This window comes from Cellulomonas jepli, from assembly GCF_047229345.1.
GTDB lineage: Bacteria > Actinomycetota > Actinomycetes > Actinomycetales > Cellulomonadaceae > Cellulomonas_A.
Genome location: NZ_JBFTER010000043.1, coordinates 13258 through 37972 on the forward strand (window position 1 = coordinate 13258; position 24715 = coordinate 37972).

Sequence of the window (24715 nt, forward strand, 5' to 3'; positions counted from 1 at the left end):
GGAGAGCCGCCCGGCGACCTCGGCCCGTCACCCGGACGGGGTGCCCCCGGCCCCGTACGATGGGGCCTCAGGTGCGCCGGGAAGTCTGGTCGGCAACGTCCTTGCCGACCCTGCCGAGAGGTCCTCCATGACACCGCACTCCCCTGGTTCGCCGCTGCTCACCCGTGGTTCGTGGGCCGAGGCGTCCCGTATCGCCGAGGTCCTGCGCAAGGAGACCGTCGGGGGTGCGCTCCTCCTGGTCGCGACCGTCGCGGCACTCGTCTGGGCGAACTCGCCGGCGGCCGGCTCGTACACCGCGCTGCGCGACCTCGAGGTCGGCCCGGAGGCGCTGCACCTGCACCTCTCGCTCGGGACGTGGGCCGCGGACGGCCTGCTCGCGATCTTCTTCTTCGTCGTCGGCCTCGAGCTCAAGCGCGAGTTCGTGGCGGGCGACCTGCGCGACCCGCGGCGCGCGGCGCTGCCGATCCTCGCGGCCGTCGGCGGGATGGTCGTGCCGGCGCTCGTGTACGTCGCGCTCAACGCCGGCACGGGCGACGGTGCCCTGCGCGGCTGGGCGATCCCGACCGCGACGGACATCGCCTTCGCCCTCGCGGTCCTCGCGGTCGTCAGCACCCACCTGCCCACGGCGCTGCGCACGTTCCTCCTGACCCTCGCGGTCGTCGACGACCTGCTCGCCGTGACGGTCATCGCGGTCTTCTACACGAGCGAGCTCGACGTCGTCATGCTGCTCGCCGCGCTCGTGCCGCTCGCGCTGTTCACGGTGGCCGTGCAGCGCCGCATCCGCTCGTGGTGGCTCCTGCTGCCGCTCGCCTTCGCGACGTGGACTCTCGTGCACGCGTCAGGGGTGCACGCGACCGTCGCCGGGGTGCTGCTCGGGTTCGCCGTCCCGGTGGTCCGCAGCCGCGCGGCCGGCGGCCCCGACGCCGGTCCGGGCCTCGCGGAGCACTTCGAGCACCGCTTCCGGCCGGTCTCGGCAGGGTTCGCCGTCCCCGTCTTCGCGTTCTTCGCAGCCGGCGTGGGCGTCGGCGGGCTCAGCGGGCTCGCGGACTCGCTCCAGGACCGCGTCGCGCTCGGGATCGTCGCCGGGCTCGTCGTGGGCAAGACCGTGGGTATCCTCGGCACCACCTGGCTCGTCGCGCGGTTCACGCACGCGCGGCTCGACGAGGGGCTGAGCTGGCTCGACGTGCTCGGCGTCGCGGTCCTCGGCGGCATCGGGTTCACGGTGTCGCTGCTGGTCGGTGACCTGGCGTTCGGTGCGGGCAGCGTGCGCGACGAGCACGTCAAGGTCGGCGTGCTCGCCGGCTCGGTGCTCGCGGCGCTGCTCGCGTCCGTCCTGCTGCGCGCTCGCAACCGCGCCTACCGTCGGATCCACGAGATCGAGACCGCCGACGTCGACGCCGACGGGATCCCCGACGTCTACCAGCGCCCGGCGGGCTGACGGCGGCGCACGCGCAGCGCAGAGGCGCGCGGTGGCTCACCGGTGCGGCGGTCACCTCCCCACCGGTGCGCCGCGCGCGCCGGCCACGAGCCCACCGGTGCGCCGCGCGCGCTAGGCCACGAGGTCACGCCGCCGGAACGCGACCGCGCCCGCGCCCGCGCCCGCGCCCGCGAGCAGCACCGCCACGGCGCCCATGGCGGCGAGCGGCCCCGCCTCCAGATGCTCGCTCGGCACGGCCGGCACCAGCCCGAAGGGGGCGAGGTCGAGCGCTGCGGCCGGCAGGTCGAGCAGCGGGCCGTAGAGCCCGACGACGATCGCGCCCACGAGCACGAGCCAGAGCCCCCCACGTGGGCGCCCCGACCGCGTACGCCACGGTCACCAGCCCTGCGAAGCAGGCGACGAGCGGCAGGTGGCCGAGGCTCCCGAGCGGGAGCTCGCCGACGAGGCCGGCGTCGCTGACCGCACCGGCGGCGCCGACCCCGAGCGCCAGGCCGGAGACGACCAGCCCGGCGGCGTCCCGGATGCGCGCCGGCGCCGCGAGGTCCGCCCCGGCGGACGGCCGTCGACCGGTGCTCCCGGAGCTCCCCGGGCTCGCGGACCCCGCGCGCGCTGAGCGCATGTTCAGCACCCTCGATGGTCGTTCAGCTCCCTGGCCAAGAACCCGTCAGCGTGCTCAGAGGAACCTGCCATGACGTCCGGCGACGTGCGGCCGCACCGCAGCGCCCGCTGCCGGCGCGGCGGGTCGTCGGGCTCCTCGACCGGGCCCCTGCGCGACGAGCTCCGCGGTTGCCGACCCCGGGCGGGCCCCGCAGGATCGGTCGTACGACACCGCAGGCCCGGGACCGCGGCCGCGCGCCGTGCTCCGCCCACGGGCGCGAGAGGAGAGCTCCGATGACCACGCAGCACGAGGGACGAGTCGCACCGGAGCGAGGGGACGCACGATGAGCGAGCGCCGCAGCACCACGAAGGCACACACCGCCCCCGACCCCGAGGACCCGCGCAAGCCGGACGACCCGACGGACATGAGCAAGCCGGGGTGGAAGTACTCCCTGCGGCGCACCGTGCGGGAGTTCAGCCACGACCAGTGCACCGACCTCGCCGCCGCGCTCACCTACTACGCGGTGCTCGCGATCTTCCCCGCCCTCATCGCGCTCATCTCCGTGCTCGGCGTGTTCGGCCAGGGCAAGAGCACCACCGACGCGCTCGTCGAGCTCGCCGGCGGGCTCGGCCCCGAGGAGACGACCGACACGATCAAGGGCGTCATCGACGGGCTGCAGACGAACCAGGGCGCCGGCCTCGGGCTCGTCCTCGGTCTCGCGGGCGCGCTGTGGTCCGCGTCGGGCTACGTCGGGGCGTTCAGCCGCGCCATGAACCGGATGTACGAGATCGACGAGGGACGCCCGATCTGGAAGCTGCGCCCGGTGGTGCTGCTGGTCACGCTCGTCAGCGTCGTCCTCACCGCGATCGCCGCGCTCATCCTCGCGGTCAGCGGGCCGGTGGCCCAGGCGATCGGCGACGCGATCGGGCTCGGGGACCAGGCCGTGATGATCTGGAACATCGCGAAGTGGCCGGTGCTGCTCGGCATCGTCGTCGTCGTCATCGCGATCCTGTACTACGCGACCCCGAACGTCCGTCAGCCCAAGTTCCGCTGGATGAGCACCGGCGCGCTCATCGCGATCGTCGTGTGGGCGCTCGCGTCGGCCGCGTTCGGGTTCTACGTCGCGAACTTCGGCAGCTACAACAAGACGTACGGCTCGCTCGCGACCGTCATCATCTTCCTGCTCTGGCTCTGGATCACGAACCTCGCGCTGCTGTTCGGCGCCGAGTTCGACGCGGAGGTCGAGCGTGGTCGTGAGCTCGAGGCCGGGATCGCCGCCGAGGAGTCGATCCAGCTGCCGCCGCGCGACACGCGGGCGAGCGACAAGAAGGCGAAGAAGGCCGAGGAGGACGTCGACCGCGGCCGGTCGCTGCGCCGCCGCCGGGCCGCCGAGCTGGAGGAGCAGGGCAAGGGTCCGGACGCGGGCTCCGGCAAGGGGACCGGGGGCGACACCCGCCGGGAACGCCGCTGACGCGGGACCGGGGAGCAGGCACCGGCCTCCGGCTCCTGCTGCTCGCCGACACCCACCTGCCCACCCGGGCGCGCGACCTCCCGGGGGCGGTCTGGGACGCGGTCGACGCGGCGGACGTCGTGCTGCACGCCGGCGACTGGGTCGACGTCGCGCTGCTCGACGCGCTCGAGCAGCGGGCCCGGCGGCTCGTCGCCTGCTGGGGCAACAACGACGGGCCGGAGCTCCGGGCCCGCCTCCCGGAGGTGGCCCGCGCCGAGCTCGCCGGCGTGCGGGTCGGGGTCGTGCACGAGACGGGCGCGTCGACGGGTCGCGAGGCGCGCGCCGACGCGGCCCACCCCGACCTCGACGTCCTCGTCTTCGGGCACAGCCACATCCCGTGGGACACCACGACCCCGCGCGGGCTCCGGCTGCTCAACCCCGGCTCGCCCACGGACCGCCGCCGCCAGCCCGCGTGCACGTACCTGACCGCGCGCGCTGAGGACGGGCGGCTGCACGACGTCGAGCTCCACGCGCTGCCGGTGCGCGCCGCGCGCTGACCGACAGGGCCGGCGCCCGCGCCGCCTCGTCCGCCGCGAGACCGCTCGCGCGGGTCGGGCCGGGCACGCGAGGCTGGAGCCCGGAGCCGCCCCGCGTCAGAGCAGCGAGCGCCGGCTCCGCCCCGCCACGGCCGCGGAGAGGATCGCGTCGATCGCGAACGCCGACGCGTGCGCGAGGTCGACGGCCTCGGGGTCGAGCAGCCACTGCACCTGCAGCCCGTCCATGACCGCGAGGATCGCGGCCGCCGCGGCGTCGAGGTCGCGGTCGACCGGCGGGTCGTCGGGTGCGCAGACCTCGCGCAGCGCGGCCCCGACGTCGGCGCGCAGCTGCGTGTACCGGTGCCGGAACCAGTCCTTGGCGGGGTGCCCCTCGGTCACGGACTCGGCGGACAGGACCGCGTAGGTCTGCACGATGCCGGCGCGCTCGGCGTTGAGCCGCGCGGTCGTCACGAGGTGCCGGAAGAGCTCGAGGCCGCCCGGGATGTGCTGCCCCTCGAGGTGCTCGACGTCCGTCTTGTCGCGGAAGTCGAGCATCTCGAGGAGCAGCAGGTCCTTGGAGCCGAAGTGGTGCAGCACGCCCGCGTGCGTCATGCCGACCTGGTCGGCGATCTCGGCGAGCGAGCCGTTCTTGTACCCCCGGTTGCCGAACGTCGTGATCGCGGCGCGCAGGATGTCCTCGCGCCGTCGGGCGGTCTCCTCGCGGGGCCGCTGGGCGCGTCGGGGCGCACGTGTCGACATGACCGTCACCATACTGTGACCGCCGCCGTTACTGACGTGTAAGTAACAACGTGCTTCGATGGCCTCTGTCCGGCAACGACGCCCGCATCGGAGACCTGCTGATGACCACGTACTCCCCCGCCCCGGGCGACGTCCTCGCGGGCGCCGCGGGAGACGCGTCCCGCGCCGGCGGGCCTGCACGCGCCCCGCTCCCCCACGCGGACGGCGCCGCGACCGAGGCGGCGATCGACCTCCTCGTCGCCCGCTGCGACCTCGAGGCCAAGGTGCGCCTGCTCACCGGGATGACGGCCTGGCGCCTGCACCCCGACGAGGCGCTCGGCCTGCGCTCGGTCGTCGTCTCGGACGGTCCGGTCGGCGTCCGCGGCACGGGCGAGAAGCCCGGCGAGACCTCGCGGCTGCTGCCGTCCCCGAGCGCGCTCGCCGCCACGTGGGACACGGGCGTCGCACGCCGGGTCGGCTCGCTGCTCGCCGCCGAGGCGCGCCGGCACGGCGTCGACGTCGTCCTCGCGCCGCAGCTCAACCTCCAGCGCACGCCTGTCGCCGGACGGCACTTCGAGTGCTACTCCGAGGACCCGCTGCTGACGTCGCTCATCGGCTCGGAGGTCGTCGCGGCGATGCAGGACGGCGGCGTCGGCGCGTGCGTCAAGCACTTCGTCGCGAACGACTCCGAGACCGCGCGCACCGAGCTCGTCGCGCGCGTCGACGAGCGCACGCTGCGGGAGGTCTACCTCGCGCCGTTCGAGCACGCGGTGCGCGTCGCCGGGGTCTGGAACGTCATGGCGGCGTACAACGGCGTCGACGACGGCACGCAGAGCGCCCCTGCGACCGAGCACGGCCACCTCCTGCGGGACGTGCTCAAGGACGAGTGGGGCTTCGACGGCGTCGTGGTCAGCGACTGGCTCGCCGCGCGCCGGACCACCGAGGCCGCGGCCGGCGGGCTCGACCTCGTGATGCCCGGACCCGGCGGCCCGTGGGAGGAGCACCTGGTCGCCGCGGTCCGTGCCGGTGAGGTCGACGAGAGCGAGCTCGACGACAAGGTCCGGCGCATCCTGCGCCTCGCCGTGCGCGTCGGCGCGGTCCGTGCGCTGGCTCCCGAGCCGACCGCCCCGCCCGCCGAGGAGGGCCTGCTGCGCGAGCTCGCCGCCCGCGCGACGGTCGTGCTCCGCGACGAGGACCGCGTGCTGCCCCTGGACCCGAACCGCGTGCGCCGCGTCGCGCTGCTCGGCCCGAACGCCCACGCGGCGTTCGTGCAGGGCAGCGGCAGCGCGCACGTGCACCCCGACGCGGTCGTCTCGCCCGAGGAGGGCCTGCGCAGCGCGCTGCCCGCCGCGGACGTCGTCGTGCTGCGCGGCGGGGACGCGCGCCGGCGCGCTCCCGACCTCGACGTGCTCGGCGCCGTCCGGGAGCCGCGCACGGGTGAGCCCGGGCTGCGCGTGCGCGTCCTGGACGCCGGCGGCCGTGTGCTGTCCGAGCACGTCGAGCCCACCTGGGACGGCTGGCTGCGGGACCTGCCCGAGGAGGCCCACGAGGTGCACCTCGACGGCCTCGTCCGCCTCGAGGCCGCCGGCGAGCACTGGCTCGGGCTCGGCACCGTCGGGATTTGGTCGTTCGAGGTCGACGGCGAACGGCTCCGCGGCGGGGACCGGCCCGCCGGCCCCGAGGTCGTGCTCGACTCGAGCGTCAACAGCCCCGACGCGCACGGCGTGCCGGTCCAGGTCGCCGAGCCGCGCGACGTCGTGCTCAGCGCGGAGCTCCGCGTCGTGCACGGCGAGGGGTACGGCACGTTCGTGCGCGGCGCGCTGCGCCACCGGGCACCCGGCCCCGGGATCGACGAGGAGATCGCCGAGGCGGTCGAGGCCGCCCGCGCCGCCGACCTCGTCGTGGTCGTCGTCGGCACCAACGACGAGGTCGAGTCCGAGGGCTGGGACCGGACGTCCCTCGCGCTGCCCGGACGGCAGGACGAGCTCGTCGAGCGCGTGCTCGACGTCGCGCCGGACGCGGTCGTCGTGGTGAACGCGGGCGCCCCGGTGCTGCTCCCCTGGCTCACCCGCGCCCGGACGGTGCTCTGGACCTGGTTCCCCGGGCAGGAGTGCGGGGACGCGCTCGCGGACGTGCTGCTCGGGCGCACCGAGCCCGCCGGGCGCCTGCCCTGGACCCTGCCCGCGAGCGCCGACGACGTCCCGGTCCCGGACGCCGTCCCGGACGCGGCCGGCGTCGTCGCCTACACCGAGGGCCTGCACGTCGGGTACCGGGCGTGGGAGCGCTCGGGGGCGACGCCTGCGGCGCCGTTCGGCTTCGGGCTGGGCTGGACGACGTGGCGGTACGACGACGGGCACCAGGTGCTCGCGGCCGACGCCGACGCGGTGCGGCTCGAGATCGACGTGACCAACACCGGACCGCGTCGCGGGACCGAGACGGTGCAGGTGTACCTCGAGGCCGACCCGGTCGACGGGCTCGACCGCCCGGTGCGCTGGCTCGCCGGGTTCACGACCGTGACCGCCGGCCCGGGCGAGCGCGTCGCCGTGAGCGTCCGGCTCCCCCGCCGCACGTTCGAGGTCTGGGACGTGCGGCGCGCGCGCTGGACGACACCGCCCACGCGCTACCGCGCCCGTGTCGGGCGCTCGGTGCGCGACCTGCCCCTGACCGTCGAGGTCGTCCCCCTCGGCGCCGACCCCGCGCGCACCGGCGGCTCCCCCGCTCGCGCCGGCGGCGCAGCCGCGGGGCGCGCTCGACGCTGAGCGCCGGCCGTCCCGTGTCCTCGCGCGTCGGGCTCCGCCCGACCTCCTGCGCCACGCCCGTGCAGGAGGTCGGGCTGGGGGACGTGCTCGCCGACCGGCAGCGCCGGGTCAGCGGGTGAGACCCCGGTCGCCGGCGGTCAGGCGTCGTCCCGGGTGGCCGGCGTCGTCCGCACGGCGGTCACGGCGTCGTTGACGTCGAGGCCCCGCTTCTTCATCGCGCGGGCGCGCTCCCCGGCGGACCGCAGGCGCGGGTTGACGTACTCGTCGATGCCGAAGTTGATGAGCGAGAGCGCCACGCCGATGGCGGCGATGCACAGCCCCGGCGGCATGAACCACCACCACTGGTTCTGCCGGAACGCCCCCTGGGCGCTGGCCCAGTTCAGGATCGTCCCCCAGTTGTACGTGTTCACCGGGATGACCCCGATGTAGGAGAGCGTCGTCAGGCCGAGGATCGCGGCGGTCACCGTGCCGACGAAGCTCGCCGCGATGAGCGCCATGAGGTTGGGCAGCATCTCGTGGCCGATGATGCGGCGCAGCGGCTCGCCGTTCGCGCGGGCGGCCTGGACGAAGTCACGGTTGCGCAGCGACATCGTCTGCGCGCGCAGCACCCGGGCCCCCCACGCCCAGCCGGTGAGGCCGAGCACGGCGGCGATGACCACGAGCGGGGGGTCGTCGAACATCGAGGCCACGATGATGATCAGCGGCAGCCCGGGGATGACGAGGAAGACGTTCGTCAGCGCGGACAGGCTCTCGCTGCGCCAGCCGCGCAGGTAGCCGGCGACGACCCCGACGACGACCGCGATGATCGTCGCCATGATCGCGGCGAGGAAGCCGACGACGATCACGCCGCGGGTGCCGTGGACGACCTGGCTGAGCACGTCCTCGCCGAGGTGCGTGGTGCCGAGCCAGTGCTCCGCCGACGGCGGCTGGAAGCGCGCCGTGTTGTCGACCTTGGTGGGCGAGTACGGCGCGAGCACGTCGGCGAGCAGCGCGACGAGCACGAAGAACCCGAGGATCGCCAGGCCGGTGATCGACTTGCGGTTGCGGAACATCGCGAACGCGGAGCCCAGCCGAGCGCCGGCCGTCGCCCTCGGGCGCGGTGCGCGCTCCGCGGGGACGTCAGGGGCCCGCTCGGTGCGGAGGTCGGTGGTCATGGTTCAGGCCTCCGTCTGGCGGGTGCGCGGGTCGAGGAACGCGTAGGCGACGTCGGCCAGGATGTTGGCGACGAGCACGGACAGCGTGATCACGAGGAACACGCCCTGCATCAGGGCGTAGTCCTTCGCGTTGGTGGCGTCCAGGAGCAGCTTCCCGACCCCGGGGTAGCTGAAGACCATCTCCATGACGATGGTGCCGCCGACGATGAACCCGATCGAGAGCGCGAAGCTCTGGATCTGCGGGAGCACCGCGTTACGCGCGGCGTAGCGCCAGAGCACGCGGCTGTTCGGCATGCCCTTGGCCTGCGCGACGGTGACGTAGTCCTCGTCGAGCACCGTGAGCATCATGTTGCGCATGCCCAGCATCCAGCCGCCGAGCGACGCGATGACGATGGTCACGGCGGGCAGCGTGCCGTGGTGGATCACCTGGCCGACGAACTCCGCCGACCACTCCGGCCGCATCCCGACGCCGTACGCCTTGCCGATGGGGAACCAGCCGAGGTTCACCGAGAACAGCGCGATCCCGAGGAGCCCCAGCCAGAAGTAGGGGATCGTGGCGAGGAAGGTGGTGACGGGGATGAGCCCGTCGAGCCGGCTGCCTCGGCGCCAGCCGACGATCGCGCCGCCGATCGTCCCGATCGCGAACGAGACGACGGTCGCGAAGCCCACGAGCCCGACGGTCCACGGCAGCGCCTGGCTGATCACCTCGGTGACCGGGCGCAGGCCGTGCAGCAGCGAGACGCCCAGGTCACCCTGGAGCAGCAGAGCCCAGTAGTCGGCGTACTGCTGCAGCAGCGACTTGTCGGTGTCGAGCCCGAGCAGCGACCGCAGCGCGTCGGCCGCCTCGGGGCTGACGTTGCGGTTGCGGGACAGGTACTGGTCGACCGCGTCGCCCTTCATCATGCGCGGCAGGAAGAAGTTGATGGTGACCGCGGCCCAGAGCGTGACGAGGTAGAACGCGGCGCGCCCGCCGAGGAAGCGCCACGGGATGCGGGAGCGGCCGCGGACGGCGGTCGTCGCCGTCGTGCCGACCTCGAGGGCGTCCTGGGTCGGCAGCGGGGGCTGGACGGCGGTCACAGCGCACCTCCGGACAGGCCGGACTGCGAGGCGAAGTGCCGCTCGGGGTCCGGGGACGCCGCGCGCAGCTCGCGGGTGTAGGGGTCCTGCGGGCGGAGGATGACGTCGTCGGCCGGCCCGCTCTCGACGACCCGGCCCTGGTTGAGCACCATGATCTCGTCGCTGAAGTGCCGCGCGGTCGCCAGGTCGTGGGTGATGTAGAGCACGCCGAGACCCTCCTCGCGCCGCAGGTCGGCGAGCAGGTTGAGCACGCCCAGGCGGATGGAGACGTCGAGCATGGAGACCGGCTCGTCGGCCACGAGGAGCCGGGGCCGGGAGGCCAGCGCCCGGGCGATCGCGACGCGTTGCCGCTGACCGCCCGACAGCTCGTGCGGGCGACGGTCGATCACCACGTCGGGCTCGAGACGCACCCGCTCCAGCAGCCGCCGCACCTCGTCCTCGAGCCCGGCCCTGGGCACCACGCCGTCGAGGCGCAGCGGTCGCTCGAGGTGGTAGCGGACGGAGTGGTACGGGTTGAGCGACGCGAACGGGTCCTGGAACACCATGCGCAGCTTCTGGCGGTACGTGCGCAGCCCGGCCCCGCGGCGCGGGATCGGCTCCCCGTCGAGGCGGACCTGCCCGCTCGTCGGCGTCTCGAGCTGCGTGAGGATCTTCGCGATCGTCGACTTGCCGCTGCCGGACTGGCCGACGAGCCCGATCGTCCGACCGGACGTCAGGGTGAAGCTCACGTCGTCGAGCGCCTTGATCTGGCCTGCGCCGCGGACCGCGTAGGTCTTCGTGACGCGGTCGAACTCCAGGACGGTCATCGCGCGACCACTCCTCTTTCTCCGGTCAGGCGGGGGAAGGACGACAGCAGCGTCCTCGTGTACGCGTCCCGCGGGTTCGTCCAGATGTTCTCCGCCGTGTCGAGCTCGACGATCTCCCCCGCGCGCATGATCGCGATGCGGTCGCTGATCTCCAGCAGCAGCGGCAGGTCGTGCGTGATGAAGACGACGGTGAAGCCGAACTCGTGGCGCAGCTGGGAGATCTGCTTGAGGATCTCGCGCTGCACCAGGACGTCGAGCGCGGTCGTGGGCTCGTCCATCACCATGAGCTGCGGGCGCAGGGCGAGCGCCATGGCGATCATGACGCGCTGGCGCATGCCCCCCGACAGCTCGTGCGGGAACGAGCGCCGGCGCTGCCGGCCGACCTTGACGATCTCGAGCACCTCGTCGACGGCCTCGCGTCGCTGCGCCCGGGACATCGAGGGGCGGTGCACCGTGAAGACGTCCTCGAGCTGCGACCCGATCGTGGCCACGGGGTTGAGCGCGTTCATCGCGCCCTGGAAGACCATGGAGACCTTGTCCCAGCGGAACCGGCGCATCTGCTCGGCGTCGAGGCGGCCGATCTCGACGTCCTCCCCCGAGCTGTCGTGGAACACGACCGAGCCGCTCGTGATGACGGCAGGGGCCTTGAGCAGGCGCTGCAGGCCGTAGGCGAGGGTGGTCTTGCCGCAGCCGCTCTCCCCGGCGAGCCCGAGGATCTCCCCGCGGCGGAGCTCGAGGGTGACGTTCTTCACCGCCTCGACGGGCGGGTCGACGTCGTACACGACCGAGAAGTCGCGGACGCTCAGCAACGAATCGCGCATCAGTGCGGGCTCGCTCTCGTGGTGGTCGGCGATGACGGGGCGGGTGCACGCGGCACCCGCCCCGTCACGGACGGGACTACTCGGCCGGCGTCAGCGCCGTCAGGACCTGGACGATCCCCGGCTGCGTCGGGTCGGCGGACGCGTACGCGTCGTCCTCCGACGGCCACCCGACGTAGTTGCGGGTGTTGAACTCACCGAGCAGCGGGTGCGAGCCGAGCGGGATGGCCGGCACCTGCTCGACGAACGCCTTCTGCAGCACGGCCGAGGCGGCCGCCCGGTCCTCGTCGGACGACGCGGTGGCGTAGGTGTTCAGCGCCTCGGTGACCGCGGGGTCCTCGAAGCGGCCGAAGTTGAACTGCGCCTTGCCGTCGACGATCCACTTCGGGTCCATCGTCGAGGTGTACAGGCCGTACGCGTTCCCGGTGTCCTCGAGCCAGTGGATGATGGCCTGGAAGGTGCCCTCCTGGCGCGCGGCGTCCCAGCCGCCCCAGTCCGGCTGGTCCACGACGACCTCGATGCCCAGCGCCTCGTCGAGCTCCTCCGCGATCAGCGCCTGCTCGGTGTTCCAGTCGCTCCACCCAGCGGGCACGGAGATCGAGAACGAGACCCGCTCACCGTCGGGGTCGACGAGGGCCTCGTCCTGCCAGGTGTAGCCGGCGTCGGTGAGGATCTGGCGCGCCTTGTCGACGTCGACCGAGTACGACTCGTCCGCGAGCTCGGGGAGGATCTCGTCCTCCAGCACGGCGCCGAGCCCGGTGACGTTCCAGACGGGCTCGCTCGCGCCCTCACGGGCGACGTCGACGTAGTCCTGGCGGTCGATGGTCCACGCGAGCGCCTTGCGCAGCGCGACGTCGTCGAACGGCTTCGTCTGCAGGTTCAGGAACAGCGTGCCGGAGCCCGCGGTGGGCGACGCCAGGAAGTGGTTGTCCTCGTCGGCGGACAGGTAGCTGTCCTCGATCTGCGGGATGAACGCCTGGGCCCAGTCGGCCTCGCCGGAGACGAGCGCCGTGGTGAGGGCGGCGTTGTCGCCGTAGGAGATGTAGTGCAGCTCCGGCACCGCCAGGTCGCCGCCCCAGTAGCTCGGGTTCGCGGTGAGCGTGACGGACTCGGTCGACCACGAGTCGAGCACGTACGGACCGGTGCCGACGGCCAGGCCGTCCTCGGTGAGCGGGTCGGTGTTGGGGTCGGCGATGTTCTCCCAGATGTGCTTCGGCACGATCGGGGTGTGCAGCACGCGCGCCTGGGCGGTGTACTTCGGCTCGGCGAACTTCAGGGTGATGGCGTCGCCGTCGACCGTCGCGCCCTCGTAGCCCAGCCCCGAGGTGTCGGTGAGCCTGCCGTCGAGGTACTGGTCGAAGGTATAGACGATGTCGTCACCGGTGAACTCGGTGCCGTCGCTCCACGTCACGTCGCTGCGCGGGACCACCGTGAGCTCGGTGTAGTCGTCGTTCCACTCCACCGACTCGGCGAGCCACGGGGTCGTGCCGAGGTCGCCCGTGGGGTTCACGAGCGCCATCGGCTCGAAGATCACCTTGGCGTAGCCGTACTTCGAGGCGGACGAGTCCCCCAGGTACGGGTTGTGCGACTCGGTGGTGATCGCGCCGTCGGGCTTCGCGATCGTCAGGGCCGCGCCCCCCGCGGCAGGGGTGCCGGCGGTGCCGTCTTGACCTGAGGAGCAGGCGGTCAGCACGAGCGCCGTGGCGACGCTCAGGGTGACGAGGGAGGACCGTAGCTTCATTGCTTCTCCTTCGATGTGCGGGGGTGCGGTGCGGCCACAGCCCCAGGGCGCTCTCCACGGTGAGGGTGCGCGGCGTGAACTTACCGATGAGTCAGTAAGTATGTAAATCCCCGGCATCGTCTCGTCACCATCTCGATGCACGATCGTGACCTCGGGCGGGGGTAGCGTGCCCCGCATGCGACTGCGACAGCTCGCCTGGCGGGCCTGCTACGAGCTGCTCGCGGCGCGCGTGCGGCGCCCCGAGTGGGCGTTCATGAACTACGGGTACGCCCCGCTCGACGCCAGGCAGGGCGCAGCGCCGCCGCTCGCGCTCGACCCCGCCGACGAGGTCGACCGGCTCTGCGTCCAGCTCTACGCGCACACGCTCGAGGGCGTCGACGTCGCGGGCACCGACGTGCTCGAGGTCGGCTCCGGGCGCGGGGGCGGGGCGTCGTGGGTCGCGCGGTCGCTCGGCCCGCGCTCGACGACCGGGCTCGACTTCTCGGGCGCCGCGGTCGGGCTCTCCCGGCGCGACCGCCGAGGCCCGGGGCTGCGGTTCGTGCGCGGGGACGCCCAGGCGATGCCGTTCCCGGACGCCTCGTTCGACGTCGTCGTCAACGTCGAGTCCTCGCACTGCTACGGGTCCGTGGAGGCGTTCGTCGCCGAGGTGCACCGCGTCCTGCGCCCGGGCGGGACGTTCGTGTGGGCCGACCTGCGCGGCGCCGACGACGTCGCCACCACCCGCGCGCAGCTCGCGTCGAGCGGTCTCGTGCCGGTCCGCGAGCGCGACATCACCGCCGAGGTGCTGCACGCGCTCCGCCTCGACGACGCCCGCAAGGCGGCGCTCGTGCGCGCGTGGATCCCGCGGCCGTTCCACCGGGTCTTCCGGCCGTTCGCCGGCCTCGAGGGCACGCGCAACCACGAGGGCTTCGCGGACGGCAGCCTGCGGTACCTGAGCGCCCGGCTCGTCCGACCGGCGTGACCCCGCGGCGCGCGGAGCCGGCTTCCTCCCCTCTCCGGGGCACGCGGACGGGGGATGATGGGGCGCCGGCACCGGGCCGGCCGTCAGCACAGCGGGCCGCGTCGCGCGCCGCGAGGGAGGCAGCACCATGACCGTCGTCGACAACGCCGTCTACGTGTCCGGGCGCCGGCACAGCGAGCCGCGCTCCCTGACGCAGACGTACGAGACGCTGCGCGAGGCGAAGGGCATGGCGTGGATCGGCCTGTACCGGCCCGACACGCTCGAGATCACGTCCGTCGCGCACGAGTTCGACATCCACCCGCTCGCGGTCGAGGACACCGTCAAGGCCCACCAGCGCCCCAAGCTCGAGCGCTACGGCGACGTGCTGTTCACCGTGCTGCGGCCCGCGCGGTACGTCGACTCCGAGGAGCGCGTCGAGTTCGGCGAGCTGCACGTGTTCACCGGGCGCGACTTCGTGCTGACGGTCCGGCACGCGGAGTCGCCCGACCTCGCGCGCGTTCGCCGCCGCATGGAGGCGACGCCCGGGCTGCTGCGGCTGGGCTCGGAGGCGGTGCTCTACGCGATCCTCGACGAGGTCGTCGACGAGTACGCGCCCGTCGTGGCGGGCCTGCAGAACGACATCGACGAGATCGAGGACGAGCTGTTCGCGGGCGACCCGAACGTCTCGCGGCGCATCTACGAGCTCTTCCGCGAGGTCATGGCGTTCCAGCGCGCGACGCACCCGCTGCTCGACATGCTCGAGGGGCTCGCCGCGGGCGCGTCGAAGTACGACGTCGACGAGGAGCTGCGCCGGAACCTGCGCGACGTCCAAGACCACGTGGTGCGCGTCGTGGAGCGCGTCGACGCGTTCCGCGCGCTGCTGCAGAACGCGCTCACCGTCAACGCGACCGTGGTCGCGGAGCGGCAGAACGAGGAGATGCGCGCCATGACGCAGGCGAGCCTCGACCAGAACGAGGAGGTCAAGAAGATCTCGTCGTGGGCGGCGATCCTGTTCGCGCCCGCGCTCGTCGGGACCGTGTACGGGATGAACTTCGAGCACATGCCCGAGCTCGAGTGGACCTACGGCTACCCGCTCGCGCTCGCGCTCATGGTCGCGGGGTCGCTCGCGCTGTTCGCGGTCTTCCGCGCGCGACGCTGGCTCTGACCGGGCGCGTCAGACGCCGAGCACGTCGACGGAGCCGCGCCCGGGGCGCGGGTCGAGCCGGAGCTGCCCCTCCGTCGTCCAGTGCACGAGCACGAGCGTCGCGTCGTCCTGCAGCACGCCGCGCTGCCGGGCGAGGATCTCGGTGCACAGGCGGCGCACGACCTCGGGCAGCGGCGTCCCCGTGCCCGACTGCCGCTCGAGGTACCCGCGCAGCCCCTCGACGCCGAACGGGACGCCGTGCGCGTCGCGCGCCTCGGTGATCCCGTCGCTGTACAGCACGAGGACGTCGCCGGGCTCGAGCTGCTCCTCCCCCACGGACACGTGCGTCGCCTCGAGCCCGAACAGCGTCCGGCGCCCGTCCCGCAGGGTGCGCACGACCCGCCCGTCGCGCAGCACGAGCGGGTACGGGTGGCCCGCGGCCACGTAGCGCAGCCGCCCGGTGAAGAGGTCGAGCCGCGCGACGACGCCGGTCGCGAAGGTCGAGCCGCCGAACTGGTCGACGAGCGCCGTGTGCACCGCCTGCGCCTGGTCGAACAGCGAGCGCCCCTCGCGCCGCGCGTTGCGGTACGCGGAGACCGCGGTGGCGGCCACCAGCCCGGCGCCCAGGTCGTGGCCCGTCGCGTCGAAGATCGCCACGTGCGCGTGCTCCTCCGACAGCGCGACGTCGAAGACGTCCCCGCCCACGGACGAGGACGGCTCGAGCCGGCCGCTCACCAGGACACGGTCCGTCCCCGACGTCAGCGGCGGGAGCAGCTGCCAGACGAGCTCCGCCGCGACGGTGCGCCGCTCGCTGCGCCGCACGGCGTCGAGCCCGTCGCCGTAGCGGCTGAGCCCGGTCAGGACGTGCCCGAGGTAGTGCGCGAACCACCAGCACTGCTCGCGCAGCGCCGGGTCCTCCAGCGCGAGGGCGTCGGGCACCAGGACGTCGAGGACGCCGAGCCGCTCGACCCCGTCGAGCACGGGCACCCAGACCCGGGCGTGCCCGTCCGACGTCGACTCCTGGGGGTCGAGCATGCGGAAGGCGCGGCCGGCGAGCGTCCCGTGCAGGCTGAGCGGCGTCCGGTCGTCCGCGTGCGCACCGCCCACGACGGGTGCCAGCCGCGTGCCGCCGTAGTCGACGAGGTAGAGCACCGCCCGGACGCCGAGGGCCCCCGCCGCGCGGTCGACCACGCGCGCGAGCCGGTCCGGCGGCGCGAGGTGGGCGCCTCGCAGCAGCTCGACGAGCGAGGGCAGCGCCCCGGCGTCCCGTGCGGGCTCGCGGCCGCGGCGCACGTACGGTGCCCGGGCCGCCGGCGCGATCTCGTCGAGCGCCTCGTTCACGACCGACGCCACCACGTCCCGCTGGAGCGGCGGCAGCGTCCCGAGGCCGTCGAGGAAGAGGTCGAGCTCGACCGGGTCCGCGTCGCCCCCGAGGGCGAAGTAGCGCACCCAGACGTCCTCCGTCGTCAGCCCCGCACGGTCCATGACCGCGCGGATCGCGTCGCGCTGGTGGCTCTCGGAGACGGACACGGCGCTCAGCGCGTCCGGCGGTGCGCGCCGGCGACGAGCCGGCTGGCCGCGTCGTGCACCGAGACCCCGTCGCGGTGCGCGAGCGCGAGCAGGTGCGCGAACGCGGCCTCCTCGGTCGTGCCGTCGCGGCCCATGATGACCCCCTTGGCCTGGTTCACGAGGTCGCGCCGGCGCAGCGTCGCGCGCAGGTCGTCCCCGAGGCGGCCCGCCCGGCGATAGCTCTGCGCGCTCGTCACGAGCACCGCGGCCTGCGCGGCCAGGAGGGCCAGCACCTGCTCGTCGCCCGCGGTGAACGCGTCCGGCGCGACGCCGTAGACCTTGAGCGCGCCGACCGCCGCGTTGCCCCCGACGAGCGGGACGCTGAGGACCGCGTGCACGCCGGCGGCACGTGCGGCGGGCGTCCAGCGGGGCCAGCGGGCGTCGGCGTCCAGGTCCTGGGCGCGCACGACGGTCCGGTCGGCCCACGCCGTGAGGCAGGGCCCCTCGTCGAGCTCGTACTGGAGGGCGTCGACGGTGAGCACGAGGTCGGCCGAGGCTGCGACGCTGCGCCGGCCGCCGCTCGGGCCGCTGAGCGTGACCCCGGCTCCCGCGGCGCCGGGCACCGCGTGCGTCGCGACGGAGGTCAGCAGGTCGAGCGTCGTGCCGACGGTGTCCTCCGACAGCAGCAGCCCGCCCATGCGCGCGAAGACGGTCATGAGCTGGTCACCGGCCGGGACGTCGGGTGCCACGGTGCCTCCTGCGCTGGAGAGGGTCCCTCGACGGTATACCCCTCCCTCGGTTGCAGCCCCGGGAGCCCGGTGGCAGCGTGAGGAGTCCTTCCTGCAGCGCGGAGGCTCCCGTCCGGCCCACGCTCGAAGGAGCTCCATGACCCGCAGGACCACCCTGGGTGTCGTCGCCGGCGTGCTCGCGCTCGGCGCCCTCGCCGCCGCCCGGCGCCGCAGCGGCGCCGTCCCGGACCGCTGGCACGTCGTCACGATCCACCGCGACCCGTCCGACGTCGACGTGACGGCGACCCGCCCCCGGCCGCTCGCCGCGCTCGGCGAGGCGGTCGAGCTGCGCGTCTCCCCGGCGCCCGGCGACCGCGGCACCGAGCTCGCCGCGCGGCTGCGCCCCGACAGCGGGCTGTCCGGCTCGGACGCGAAGGACCTCGACGAGCACGTGCGCCAGGCGCTGCGCGACACGCGCTGCCTGCTCGAGACGGGCGAGGTCCTGCGGCCCGACGACCTCGGCACGGCCCGGGCGACGCTCACGAACGTGCCCCTGCGGCTCGCGCTGCGCCGGGCCAAGACGGGGGGCCGGCTGTGAGGGCGCTGATGTGGGAGGGCGTGAACGAGCTCGCGGTCGGCGAGGTCCCGGACCCGCGGATCCTCAACGACCAGGACGTGATCGTGCGGGTCCTGCGGACCGTCACGTGCGGCTCCGACCTGCACCTGCTGAGCGGCTACATGCCGACGATGCAGGCGGGCGACGTCATCGGGCACGAGTTCCTCGGCGAGGTCGTCGAGGTCGGGCCGGGCGTCCGGAAGCACCGCGTCGGCGACCGCGTCGTGGTGTGCTCGTTCGTCTCGTGCGGGCGCTGCTGGTACTGCTCGCACGGCCTGTACGCGGCCTGCGACAACGGCAACACCAACCCCGCGATCGGCGAGACGCTGTGGGGCTTCGCGCCCGGCGGCTGCTTCGGCTACTCGCACGCGATGGGCGGCAACGCGGGCAGCCACGCGGAGTACGTGCGCGTGCCCTTCGCGGACGTCGGGGCGTTCCGGGTGCCGGACGGCGTGAGCGACGAGCGCGCGGTCTTCGCGTCCGACGCCGCACCGACGGGGTGGATGGGCGCCGAGGACGGCGGCGTGTCCCCCGGCGACGTCGTCGCGGTCTGGGGCGCCGGAGGCGTCGGGCAGATGGCGGCGCGCGCCGCGATGCTGCTCGGCGCGGAGCGGGTGCTCGTCATCGACCGGCTGCCCGAGCGCCTCGAGCAGGTCACGCGGCACATCGGCGCGGACGTGCTCGACTACTCGCGCGTCGACGTTGGCGAGGCGCTGCTCGAGGCGACCGGCGGCCGCGGGCCGGACGTGTGCATCGAGGCCGTCGGCATGGAGGCGCACTCGACCGGGCCGGCCTACGCGTACGACAAGGTGAAGCAGTGGCTGCGCCTGCAGACCGACCGCCCGACGGCCGTCCGCGAGGCCGTCTACCACGCGCGCAAGGGCGGCACGGTCTTCGTCCTCGGCGTCTTCGCGGGCGTCGTCGACACGTTCCCGCTGGGCGCCGTGGTCAACAAGGGGCTGACCGTCAAGGGCTCCCAGATGCACGGGCAGCGCTTCATCCCGATGCTGCTCGAGCGGATGGAGCGCGGGGAGCTCGTCACCGAGCACCTCGCGACCCACGTGATGCCGCTCGACGACGGCCCGCGGGGCTACGAGCTGTTCAAGAAGAAGCAGGACGGCTGCGTGAGGTCGGTGTTCGTCCCATGACGTTCCACCGCGACGTGGCCGACGGCGTGCACCGGCTCGACGTCGGCCACGTGAGCTGCTACCTGCTCGAGGGCGCGGGCGGCGGCCTGACGCTCGTCGACGCGGGGCTGCCCGCCGTCTGGCCGGTGCTCGGGCGGGCGCTGCGCGAGCTGGGACGCCGGCCCGAGGACCTGCGTGCCGTCGTGCTGACGCACGCGCACTTCGACCACCTCGGGGTCGCCGAGCGCCTGCGCCGGCGCGGCGTCACCGTGTGGGGCCACCTGCACGAGCACGAGCTCGCGCGCCACCCGTACCGCTACAGCCACGAGCGGACCCGCGCGTCCTACCCGTTCCGCTACCCGAGGGCCGTGCCGATCCTCGGCGGCATGGTCCGCGCCGGGGCGCTCCAGGTCCGGGCGGTGCGCGAGGTGCGGCCGATGCCGACGGGCACCCGGCTCCCGGTGCCCGGCGAGCCCGAGGTCGTGTTCAGCCCGGGGCACACGTGGGGCCACTGCGCGCTGCACGTGCGCGACCGCGACGTGCTGTTCTCCGGCGACGCGCTCGTGACGCTCGACCCGTACACCGCGCACACCGGCCCGCGGATCATCGCGGGCGCGGCGACGGCCGACAGCGGGCTCGCGCTGCGGTCGCTCGACGCGCTGGCCCGCACCCGCGCGGGACTCGTGCTGCCCGGGCACGGCGAGCCGTGGACCGGCGGCGTCCGGGCGGCCGCTGCGGAGGCGAGGTCCGCCGGGCCGTCGTGAGCGGGCCGACGACTCAGCCCGCGAGGTGCGCGACGAGCCGGTCGAGCAGCACCTCGTGCGCGGCGACGACCCGCGGGCGCGCGTCGTCGAGCGGCCACCAGCGCACCACGTCGAGCTCCGGGAACGTCGCCACTCGGCCCGAGCGCGGCGGCCACTCCATCATGAACGTCCCGGGCGTGCCGGCCGCGGGGTCGAGGTCGCCCTCGCGCGCCCACACCGCGACGACCTTGCCGCCGCGCTGACGCACCTCGCCGAGCGGGACGTCCGGGCCGGGAGGGGGCGGCTGACCCACCTCCTCGGTGAACTCCCGCACCGCGGCGTCCAGCGGATCCTCGGGCGGCACGTACTCCCCCTTGGGGATCGTCCACGCGCGCTCGTCCTTGCGTGCCCAGAACGGTCCGCCCATGTGCCCGAGGAGCACCTCGACCCGCCCGTCGACGCGCCGGTGCAGCAGCAGTCCCGCGCTCGTCACCACGCCTCGCCCCGTCCCGTCGTGCCGTCGTCCCGGTCGTCCCGTCGCCGCCCACGCTAGCCCGCGGCCGCACCTACCCCGCGGCGGGCGTCCCCGCACGACGAGCGCTCGGCGCGGACGTGCTGCACAGTGGACGGGTCGCTCGGGCAGACGTGGCGTCGTCGACGAAGACACGCAAGGGGTCCCCATGCACCACCTCCTCCGCCGTACCGCCGTCGTCCTGGTCGCCGCAGCGGGCAGCCTCGCCCTCGCGGCCGGACCCGCGGCAGCCGCTCCGAACGCGCAGGACCAGGAGTTCCTGGTCGGCGCCCACCAGGGCAACCTCGCCGAGATCGCCGCAGGGCAGGCCGCCCTCGCGCAGGCGACCAGCCCGCAGGTCAAGGAAATGGGCCAGATGCTCGTCACCGACCACCAGACGCTCGACGGGCAGCTCGTGCCGGTCGCGCAGCAGCTCGGGGTCACGCTCCCCGACGCCCCCAGCGCGAGCCAGGCGGCCGCACTGGCACGCGTGCAGTCGCTCAGCGGCGCCGAGTTCGACAAGGCGTGGGTCGCGCTCCAGATCGAGTCGCACCGGGCGACCCTGGCGCTCGGCGAGAAGGAGCTCGCCGGAGGGGCGGAGCCGTCGGTGCAGGCCCTCGCGACGGCGTCCGCCCCGGTCGTCCAGCACCACCTCGACATGGCCCTCGCCGCGGCCGGCGCGCTCGGGGTGCCGACCTCGGTCCCGGCCGGGTCGGGCGGCGACGCGGCCGGCTCGACGCAGGGCATCGGTCTCGCCGTCGCCGGAGCGGGGCTGCTCGTGCTGACCGCGACGGCGCTCGTCGCGGTCCGCCGCCGGCACGCCTGAGCAGGACGGGACGCGCATGAGCAGCACGCGGCCGACGGGTCCGCCCGCCGGCCGCGTGCCGTCCGGCGGCGGTGCGCCCTCCGGCGACGCCGCCGCACCCGGTCACGACGTGCAGTCCGGCCGCGACGTGCTGTCCCGCCGCGACCGGAGGTCCGGGGGCGGAGTCCCGAGGGACGCCCGCGAGCGGGCGCCCGGCCGGAGCCCGGATGACGCGCGGGGCCTCGGCCTGCGCCTCGCCGCGGCCGCCGGTGCTGCCGCCGTCGCGGTCGGGGGCTGGCTCGCGCTGCAGCCGTCGCAGTTCGCCGCAGCGGACGCCGGCGTCGTCCCGGGCTCGTCGCCGACCCCGGCCGGCGCCGAGGGCGCCGGCCGCGCCGGCGTGCCGGGTGACGCATCGACGGCGGAGGGCTCCGAGGGCACGAGTCCCGTCGCTCCCCCGGCCGGCGGCCCGGCGGAGGCACCGGCGACGACCGTGCCGCCGAACGCGCCGCCCGCGCCCGCCGCCGTCCCCGTGCGCCTCGAGGTGGACGGGCGTGCCGCACCCGTCGAGGTCGTCCCGGTCGGGGTCGAGCCCACGGGCGCCCTCGTCGTCCCGGACGACCCCGAAGTTCTCGGCTGGTGGCAGTCGGGGCCAGGCGTGGGAGCGCCGGCGGGGAGCACGGTGCTCGTCGGGCACCTCGACGTCCCCGGCAACCTGGGCGTCATGCGTGCGCTCGCGGTGCTGCCGGTCCACGCGCCGGTGACGCTCGTCGACGAGCAGGGCGCCACGGCCACGTACCGCGTCGCGGCCCGCCGCACGTTCAGCAAGGACGACGGCCTGCCCACCGACCTGTTCCGCTCCGACGGCTCCCCGCAGCTCGTCCTCGTGACGTGCGGCGGCGCGTTCGACAGCCGCACGGGCCACTACGCCGACAACGTGGTCGTCTACGCGGTCCCGGCCTGACGACGGGGCGCCACCACAGTCGGGCGCCGGAGGTCGTCGCGCGCGGCCGACGAGTGCGGCGCAGGCAGGACGGTGCCGGCCGTGGCACCGTGGGCCGATGGCCTCCTCCCCCGCACGCGACGTGCTGCACGTCGTGGACTGGCGCCGCCGCGTCGCCCGCCTCTACGCCGAGGTGCGGCACGCCGCGACCGACGACCCGCTCGTCGCGCACGCGCTCTGGGTCACGGGGCGCGACGAGCTGTTCGCCGAGCACCCCGCGTCGCCGCTCGACCGGGACGCGCGCGCGGCGTTCACCGGGCTCGACGTCGCGCCGTACGACCCGGCGTTCCGCTTCGACGCCGAGGTCCTCCCGGCCCCCGGTCGCCGGCTCGAGGTGCCGACGGGGACGGACGGCGTCGTCCCCTTCGAGGAGGTCGGGCGCGCTGCTCTCGGTGACCTCGGGACGGTGTCGCTCTGGGCGCTGCGCAGCTACGGCGGCGGGCTCTTCGTGCCGGTCAAGGACGCCACCGCCGGGCGGCCCGGCGGGACGTACGGCGGCGGGCGGTACGTGCTCGACACGATCAAGGGCGCCGACCTCGGGAGCAGCGACGACGCAGCGCGTGTCGTCGTCGACCTGAACTTCGCCTACAACCCGTCGTGCGCGTACGACCCGGCGTGGGCGTGCCCGCTCGCCCCGCCCGAGAACACCCTCGCGGCCCCGGTGCCGGTCGGTGAGCGCGTCCCGCACGCCGCGCTCGTCACCCCCTCGTCCCCCTGACCGCCCGGGCGTCACCGCCCTCCGGCGAGCCCGGACAGGCACGGCCGCCGGCGACAACCACGCCGGCGCCGGCCCGGCGTGCCCGTGCGCGTCGACGTCAGACGGGGGTGCCCGCGATCGTGACCTCGTCCTTCGCGTCCGCCGCGCGGGCGCGGCGGCGGTCGAGCGCCGCCATGACCGGGGTGGCCCCGATGCCGTGCAGCACGATCGACCCTACGACCACGAGGCCCGCGATCCCCCACAGCTCGGCCTCCCGGGGGAAGGTCGCGTGCTCGAGCGCGTACGCGACGTAGTACAGCGTCCCGACGCCCCGCACCCCGAAGAACGCGATGACGGCCCGCTCCCCGGGGCCCGTCTTCCCGGGCGTCAGCGCCAGCCACCCGGCGAGCGGCCGGACCACGAGCAGGAACGCCGCCGCGACCCCGACCTCCGCCCACCCGAGCTCGTCGAGCAGCCCGCGCGCGACAGCACCGCCCAGCAGCACGACGACCGCGACGGTCAGCAGCCGCTCGATCTGCTCGACGAACTTGTGCAGCACCGCGTGGTACCCGTGCTGGCGCTCGGCGGTCCGCACGGTGCACGCGCACACGAACACCGCGACGAAGCCGTAGCCCTCCGCGAGCTCGGCAGCGCCGTACGCGAGGAACGTCGCGGCCAGCGCGACGAACCCCTCGGCCTTCTCCGTCAGCCCCAGCTTGTCCGCGACGGTCGAGAAGAACACCCGCCCGAGCGCCCACCCCACGCCGAGCCCGACGAGGACCCCGAGACCGAGCCGCCAGACGACGTCGACGAGCAGCCACTCGGGCACCCACGTACCCGGCCCCTCGCGCGTGGCGGCGGCCGCGCTCAGGGCGATCGCGACGTACGTGAACGGGAACGCGAGGCCGTCGTTGAGCCCCGCCTCGGACGTGAGGGCGAACCGCGCCTCGTCGTCCGCCGCCTCGCCGTCGGTGACCGGCTCGCTGACCTGGACCTCCGTCGCGAGCACCGGGTCCGTCGGGGCGAGGGCCGCCGCGAGCAGCACCGCGCTCGCCGCCCCGAGCCCGAGGACCGCCCAGCCGAGCACGCCCACCGCGAGCATCGAGAGCGGCATCGCGATCGCGAGCAGACGCCACGTCGTCGACCACGCGCGCCAGCCGAGCGGGCGGTTGAGCGCGAGGCCCGCGCCCATGAGGGAGACGATGACGCACACCTCGGTGAGGTGCTCGGTGATGCTGCCGTGCTCGAGCGGGTCGGGGTCGGGCAGCCCGGGCAGGACTGCGAAGCCGACGAACCCCGCGGCGAGGAACACCATCGGCATCGACACGGGTGCCCGGCCCAGGAGCCGGGGCAGCAGCGCCGCCGCCAGGGTGGCCAGGCCGATGGCTGCGAAGAGGCCGCCCGGGCCCTCGAACTCGATCACCGCGTGAGCGTAGGCGCGGGTTCAGCGCGGCGCGCGCCGGGAGCGACGAGCCTGCGCACGGGGCGGGACCGGCTGACGCTCCGCCGACCAGTGCGCGGGCCGCTCGAGGCCGGCCGGCAGGCGCGTGGCGGCGTCCCCGCGTGCGGCGTTCACCTGGGACTGGGTGAGGAACAGGGTGTCGGTGAGGTCGGCCCCGGCGAGGTCGGCACCGCGCAGGTCCGCACCGACGAGGTCCGCGAGCCGCAGGTCCGCCCCGCGCAGGTCGGCGCCCACGAGCAGCGCGCCGGCGAGGGCCGCCCCACGCAGGTCCGCCCGGCGCAGGTCGGCACCGAGCAGGTCCGCGCCGCGGTGGTCGGC

Annotated in this window: 24 protein-coding genes; 12 read left to right on the top strand and 12 right to left on the bottom strand. The window is 74.7% G+C overall.

The window, feature by feature from the left end; genetic code table 11:
* Positions 1-127 precede the first annotated feature (127 nt).
* Positions 128-1438: a Na+/H+ antiporter NhaA gene (gene nhaA, locus AB6N24_RS11795; RefSeq protein WP_412869591.1), complete on the top strand. Its 1311-nt coding sequence runs from the start codon at positions 128-130 to the stop codon at positions 1436-1438.
* Positions 1439-1549: 111 nt separating this feature from the next.
* Here the strand turns inward: nhaA and AB6N24_RS11800 are convergent, their stop codons facing one another.
* On the bottom strand, positions 1550-1768 hold the full coding sequence (locus AB6N24_RS11800; RefSeq protein WP_489672056.1) for a hypothetical protein: 219 nt from the start codon (positions 1766-1768) through the stop codon (positions 1550-1552).
* A gap of 611 nt (positions 1769-2379) precedes the next feature.
* Between AB6N24_RS11800 and AB6N24_RS11805 the strand changes: the two genes are divergently transcribed.
* Together AB6N24_RS11805 and AB6N24_RS11810 are read left to right on the top strand one after the other, a co-directional pair.
* Complete coding sequence (locus AB6N24_RS11805; RefSeq protein ID WP_412869593.1) at positions 2380-3507, top strand: YihY/virulence factor BrkB family protein; 1128 nt, start codon at positions 2380-2382, stop codon at positions 3505-3507.
* Between the two features lie 35 nt (positions 3508-3542).
* The gene (locus tag AB6N24_RS11810) at positions 3543-4043 is read left to right on the top strand and encodes a metallophosphoesterase family protein (RefSeq protein WP_412869615.1); all 501 of its coding nucleotides are present in this window, start codon (positions 3543-3545) and stop codon (positions 4041-4043) included.
* A 96-nt stretch (positions 4044-4139) separates the two neighbouring features.
* On the opposite strand, the gene AB6N24_RS11815 is transcribed toward AB6N24_RS11810, so the two are convergent.
* Positions 4140-4781 (bottom strand): TetR/AcrR family transcriptional regulator, encoded by a 642-nt coding sequence (locus tag AB6N24_RS11815; protein WP_412869594.1) that lies wholly within the window; start codon positions 4779-4781, stop codon positions 4140-4142.
* 101 nt (positions 4782-4882) lie between these two features.
* On the opposite strand from AB6N24_RS11815, the gene AB6N24_RS11820 reads away from it, so the two are divergent.
* Complete coding sequence (locus AB6N24_RS11820; protein ID WP_412869595.1) at positions 4883-7519, top strand: beta-glucosidase family protein; 2637 nt, start codon at positions 4883-4885, stop codon at positions 7517-7519.
* A gap of 137 nt (positions 7520-7656) precedes the next feature.
* On the opposite strand, the gene AB6N24_RS11825 is transcribed toward AB6N24_RS11820, so the two are convergent.
* From AB6N24_RS11825 to AB6N24_RS11845, 5 genes are all read right to left on the bottom strand, one after another.
* Positions 7657-8673 carry an ABC transporter permease gene (locus AB6N24_RS11825; protein ID WP_412869596.1) on the bottom strand — a complete coding sequence of 339 codons (1017 nt, stop codon included), beginning with the start codon at positions 8671-8673 and terminating at the stop codon, positions 7657-7659.
* Between the two features lie 3 nt (positions 8674-8676).
* A complete protein-coding gene (locus AB6N24_RS11830; protein ID WP_412869597.1) occupies positions 8677-9750 on the bottom strand; it encodes an ABC transporter permease in 1074 nt (357 codons plus the stop codon).
* The gene (locus AB6N24_RS11835) at positions 9747-10556 is read right to left on the bottom strand and encodes an ABC transporter ATP-binding protein (RefSeq protein WP_412869598.1); all 810 of its coding nucleotides are present in this window, start codon (positions 10554-10556) and stop codon (positions 9747-9749) included. The genes AB6N24_RS11830 and AB6N24_RS11835 overlap by 4 nt, the downstream gene beginning before the upstream one ends.
* Positions 10553-11377, bottom strand: a complete 825-nt coding sequence (locus AB6N24_RS11840) for an ABC transporter ATP-binding protein (RefSeq protein ID WP_412869599.1) — start codon at positions 11375-11377, stop codon at positions 10553-10555. The genes AB6N24_RS11835 and AB6N24_RS11840 overlap by 4 nt, the downstream gene beginning before the upstream one ends.
* 76 nt (positions 11378-11453) lie before the next feature.
* The gene (locus tag AB6N24_RS11845) at positions 11454-13115 is read right to left on the bottom strand and encodes an ABC transporter substrate-binding protein (RefSeq protein WP_412869600.1); all 1662 of its coding nucleotides are present in this window, start codon (positions 13113-13115) and stop codon (positions 11454-11456) included.
* 175 nt (positions 13116-13290) lie between these two features.
* Here AB6N24_RS11845 and AB6N24_RS11850 point away from each other — a divergent pair, with 175 nt between their 5' ends.
* Both AB6N24_RS11850 and AB6N24_RS11855 read left to right on the top strand, forming a co-directional pair.
* Positions 13291-14076 carry a class I SAM-dependent methyltransferase gene (locus AB6N24_RS11850; RefSeq protein ID WP_412869601.1) on the top strand — a complete coding sequence of 262 codons (786 nt, stop codon included), beginning with the start codon at positions 13291-13293 and terminating at the stop codon, positions 14074-14076.
* Positions 14077-14203: 127 nt separating this feature from the next.
* Positions 14204-15220: a magnesium and cobalt transport protein CorA gene (locus AB6N24_RS11855; protein WP_412869602.1), complete on the top strand. Its 1017-nt coding sequence runs from the start codon at positions 14204-14206 to the stop codon at positions 15218-15220.
* Positions 15221-15229: 9 nt separating this feature from the next.
* Here AB6N24_RS11855 and AB6N24_RS11860 read toward each other — a convergent pair whose 3' ends face one another.
* Positions 15230-16729 (bottom strand): PP2C family protein-serine/threonine phosphatase, encoded by a 1500-nt coding sequence (locus AB6N24_RS11860; RefSeq protein WP_412869603.1) that lies wholly within the window; start codon positions 16727-16729, stop codon positions 15230-15232.
* Positions 16730-16734: 5 nt separating this feature from the next.
* Entirely contained in the window at positions 16735-17457 is a 723-nt protein-coding gene (locus AB6N24_RS11865; protein WP_412869604.1) for a GAF and ANTAR domain-containing protein, read from the bottom strand.
* A gap of 136 nt (positions 17458-17593) precedes the next feature.
* Between AB6N24_RS11865 and AB6N24_RS11870 the strand changes: the two genes are divergently transcribed.
* From AB6N24_RS11870 to AB6N24_RS11880, 3 genes are read left to right on the top strand one after another with little or no spacing between them, the layout of a single operon-like run.
* Entirely contained in the window at positions 17594-18034 is a 441-nt protein-coding gene (locus AB6N24_RS11870) for a hypothetical protein (RefSeq protein ID WP_412869605.1), read from the top strand.
* On the top strand, positions 18031-19200 hold the full coding sequence (locus tag AB6N24_RS11875) for a zinc-dependent alcohol dehydrogenase (protein ID WP_412869606.1): 1170 nt from the start codon (positions 18031-18033) through the stop codon (positions 19198-19200). The genes AB6N24_RS11870 and AB6N24_RS11875 overlap by 4 nt, the downstream gene beginning before the upstream one ends.
* Positions 19197-19943: an MBL fold metallo-hydrolase gene (locus AB6N24_RS11880; protein ID WP_412869607.1), complete on the top strand. Its 747-nt coding sequence runs from the start codon at positions 19197-19199 to the stop codon at positions 19941-19943. The genes AB6N24_RS11875 and AB6N24_RS11880 overlap by 4 nt, the downstream gene beginning before the upstream one ends.
* A 13-nt stretch (positions 19944-19956) precedes the next feature.
* On the opposite strand, the gene AB6N24_RS11885 is transcribed toward AB6N24_RS11880, so the two are convergent.
* Entirely contained in the window at positions 19957-20415 is a 459-nt protein-coding gene (locus AB6N24_RS11885) for an NUDIX hydrolase (protein ID WP_412869608.1), read from the bottom strand.
* Positions 20416-20602: 187 nt separating this feature from the next.
* Between AB6N24_RS11885 and AB6N24_RS11890 the strand changes: the two genes are divergently transcribed.
* The 3 genes from AB6N24_RS11890 to AB6N24_RS11900 all read left to right on the top strand — a co-directional run bounded on the left by AB6N24_RS11890 (position 20603) and on the right by AB6N24_RS11900 (position 22956).
* Positions 20603-21259, top strand: a complete 657-nt coding sequence (locus tag AB6N24_RS11890; protein ID WP_412869609.1) for a DUF4142 domain-containing protein — start codon at positions 20603-20605, stop codon at positions 21257-21259.
* Between the two features lie 16 nt (positions 21260-21275).
* Complete coding sequence (locus tag AB6N24_RS11895) at positions 21276-22199, top strand: class F sortase (protein ID WP_412869610.1); 924 nt, start codon at positions 21276-21278, stop codon at positions 22197-22199.
* Between the two features lie 97 nt (positions 22200-22296).
* Positions 22297-22956 carry a DUF1684 domain-containing protein gene (locus AB6N24_RS11900; RefSeq protein WP_412869611.1) on the top strand — a complete coding sequence of 220 codons (660 nt, stop codon included), beginning with the start codon at positions 22297-22299 and terminating at the stop codon, positions 22954-22956.
* A 97-nt stretch (positions 22957-23053) separates the two neighbouring features.
* Here AB6N24_RS11900 and AB6N24_RS11905 read toward each other — a convergent pair whose 3' ends face one another.
* Both AB6N24_RS11905 and AB6N24_RS11910 read right to left on the bottom strand, forming a co-directional pair.
* Positions 23054-24358 carry a cation:proton antiporter gene (locus AB6N24_RS11905; RefSeq protein ID WP_412869612.1) on the bottom strand — a complete coding sequence of 435 codons (1305 nt, stop codon included), beginning with the start codon at positions 24356-24358 and terminating at the stop codon, positions 23054-23056.
* A 21-nt stretch (positions 24359-24379) separates the two neighbouring features.
* The coding region (locus AB6N24_RS11910) for a pentapeptide repeat-containing protein (protein WP_412869613.1) at positions 24380-24715 on the bottom strand (336 nt) is incomplete at its 5' end.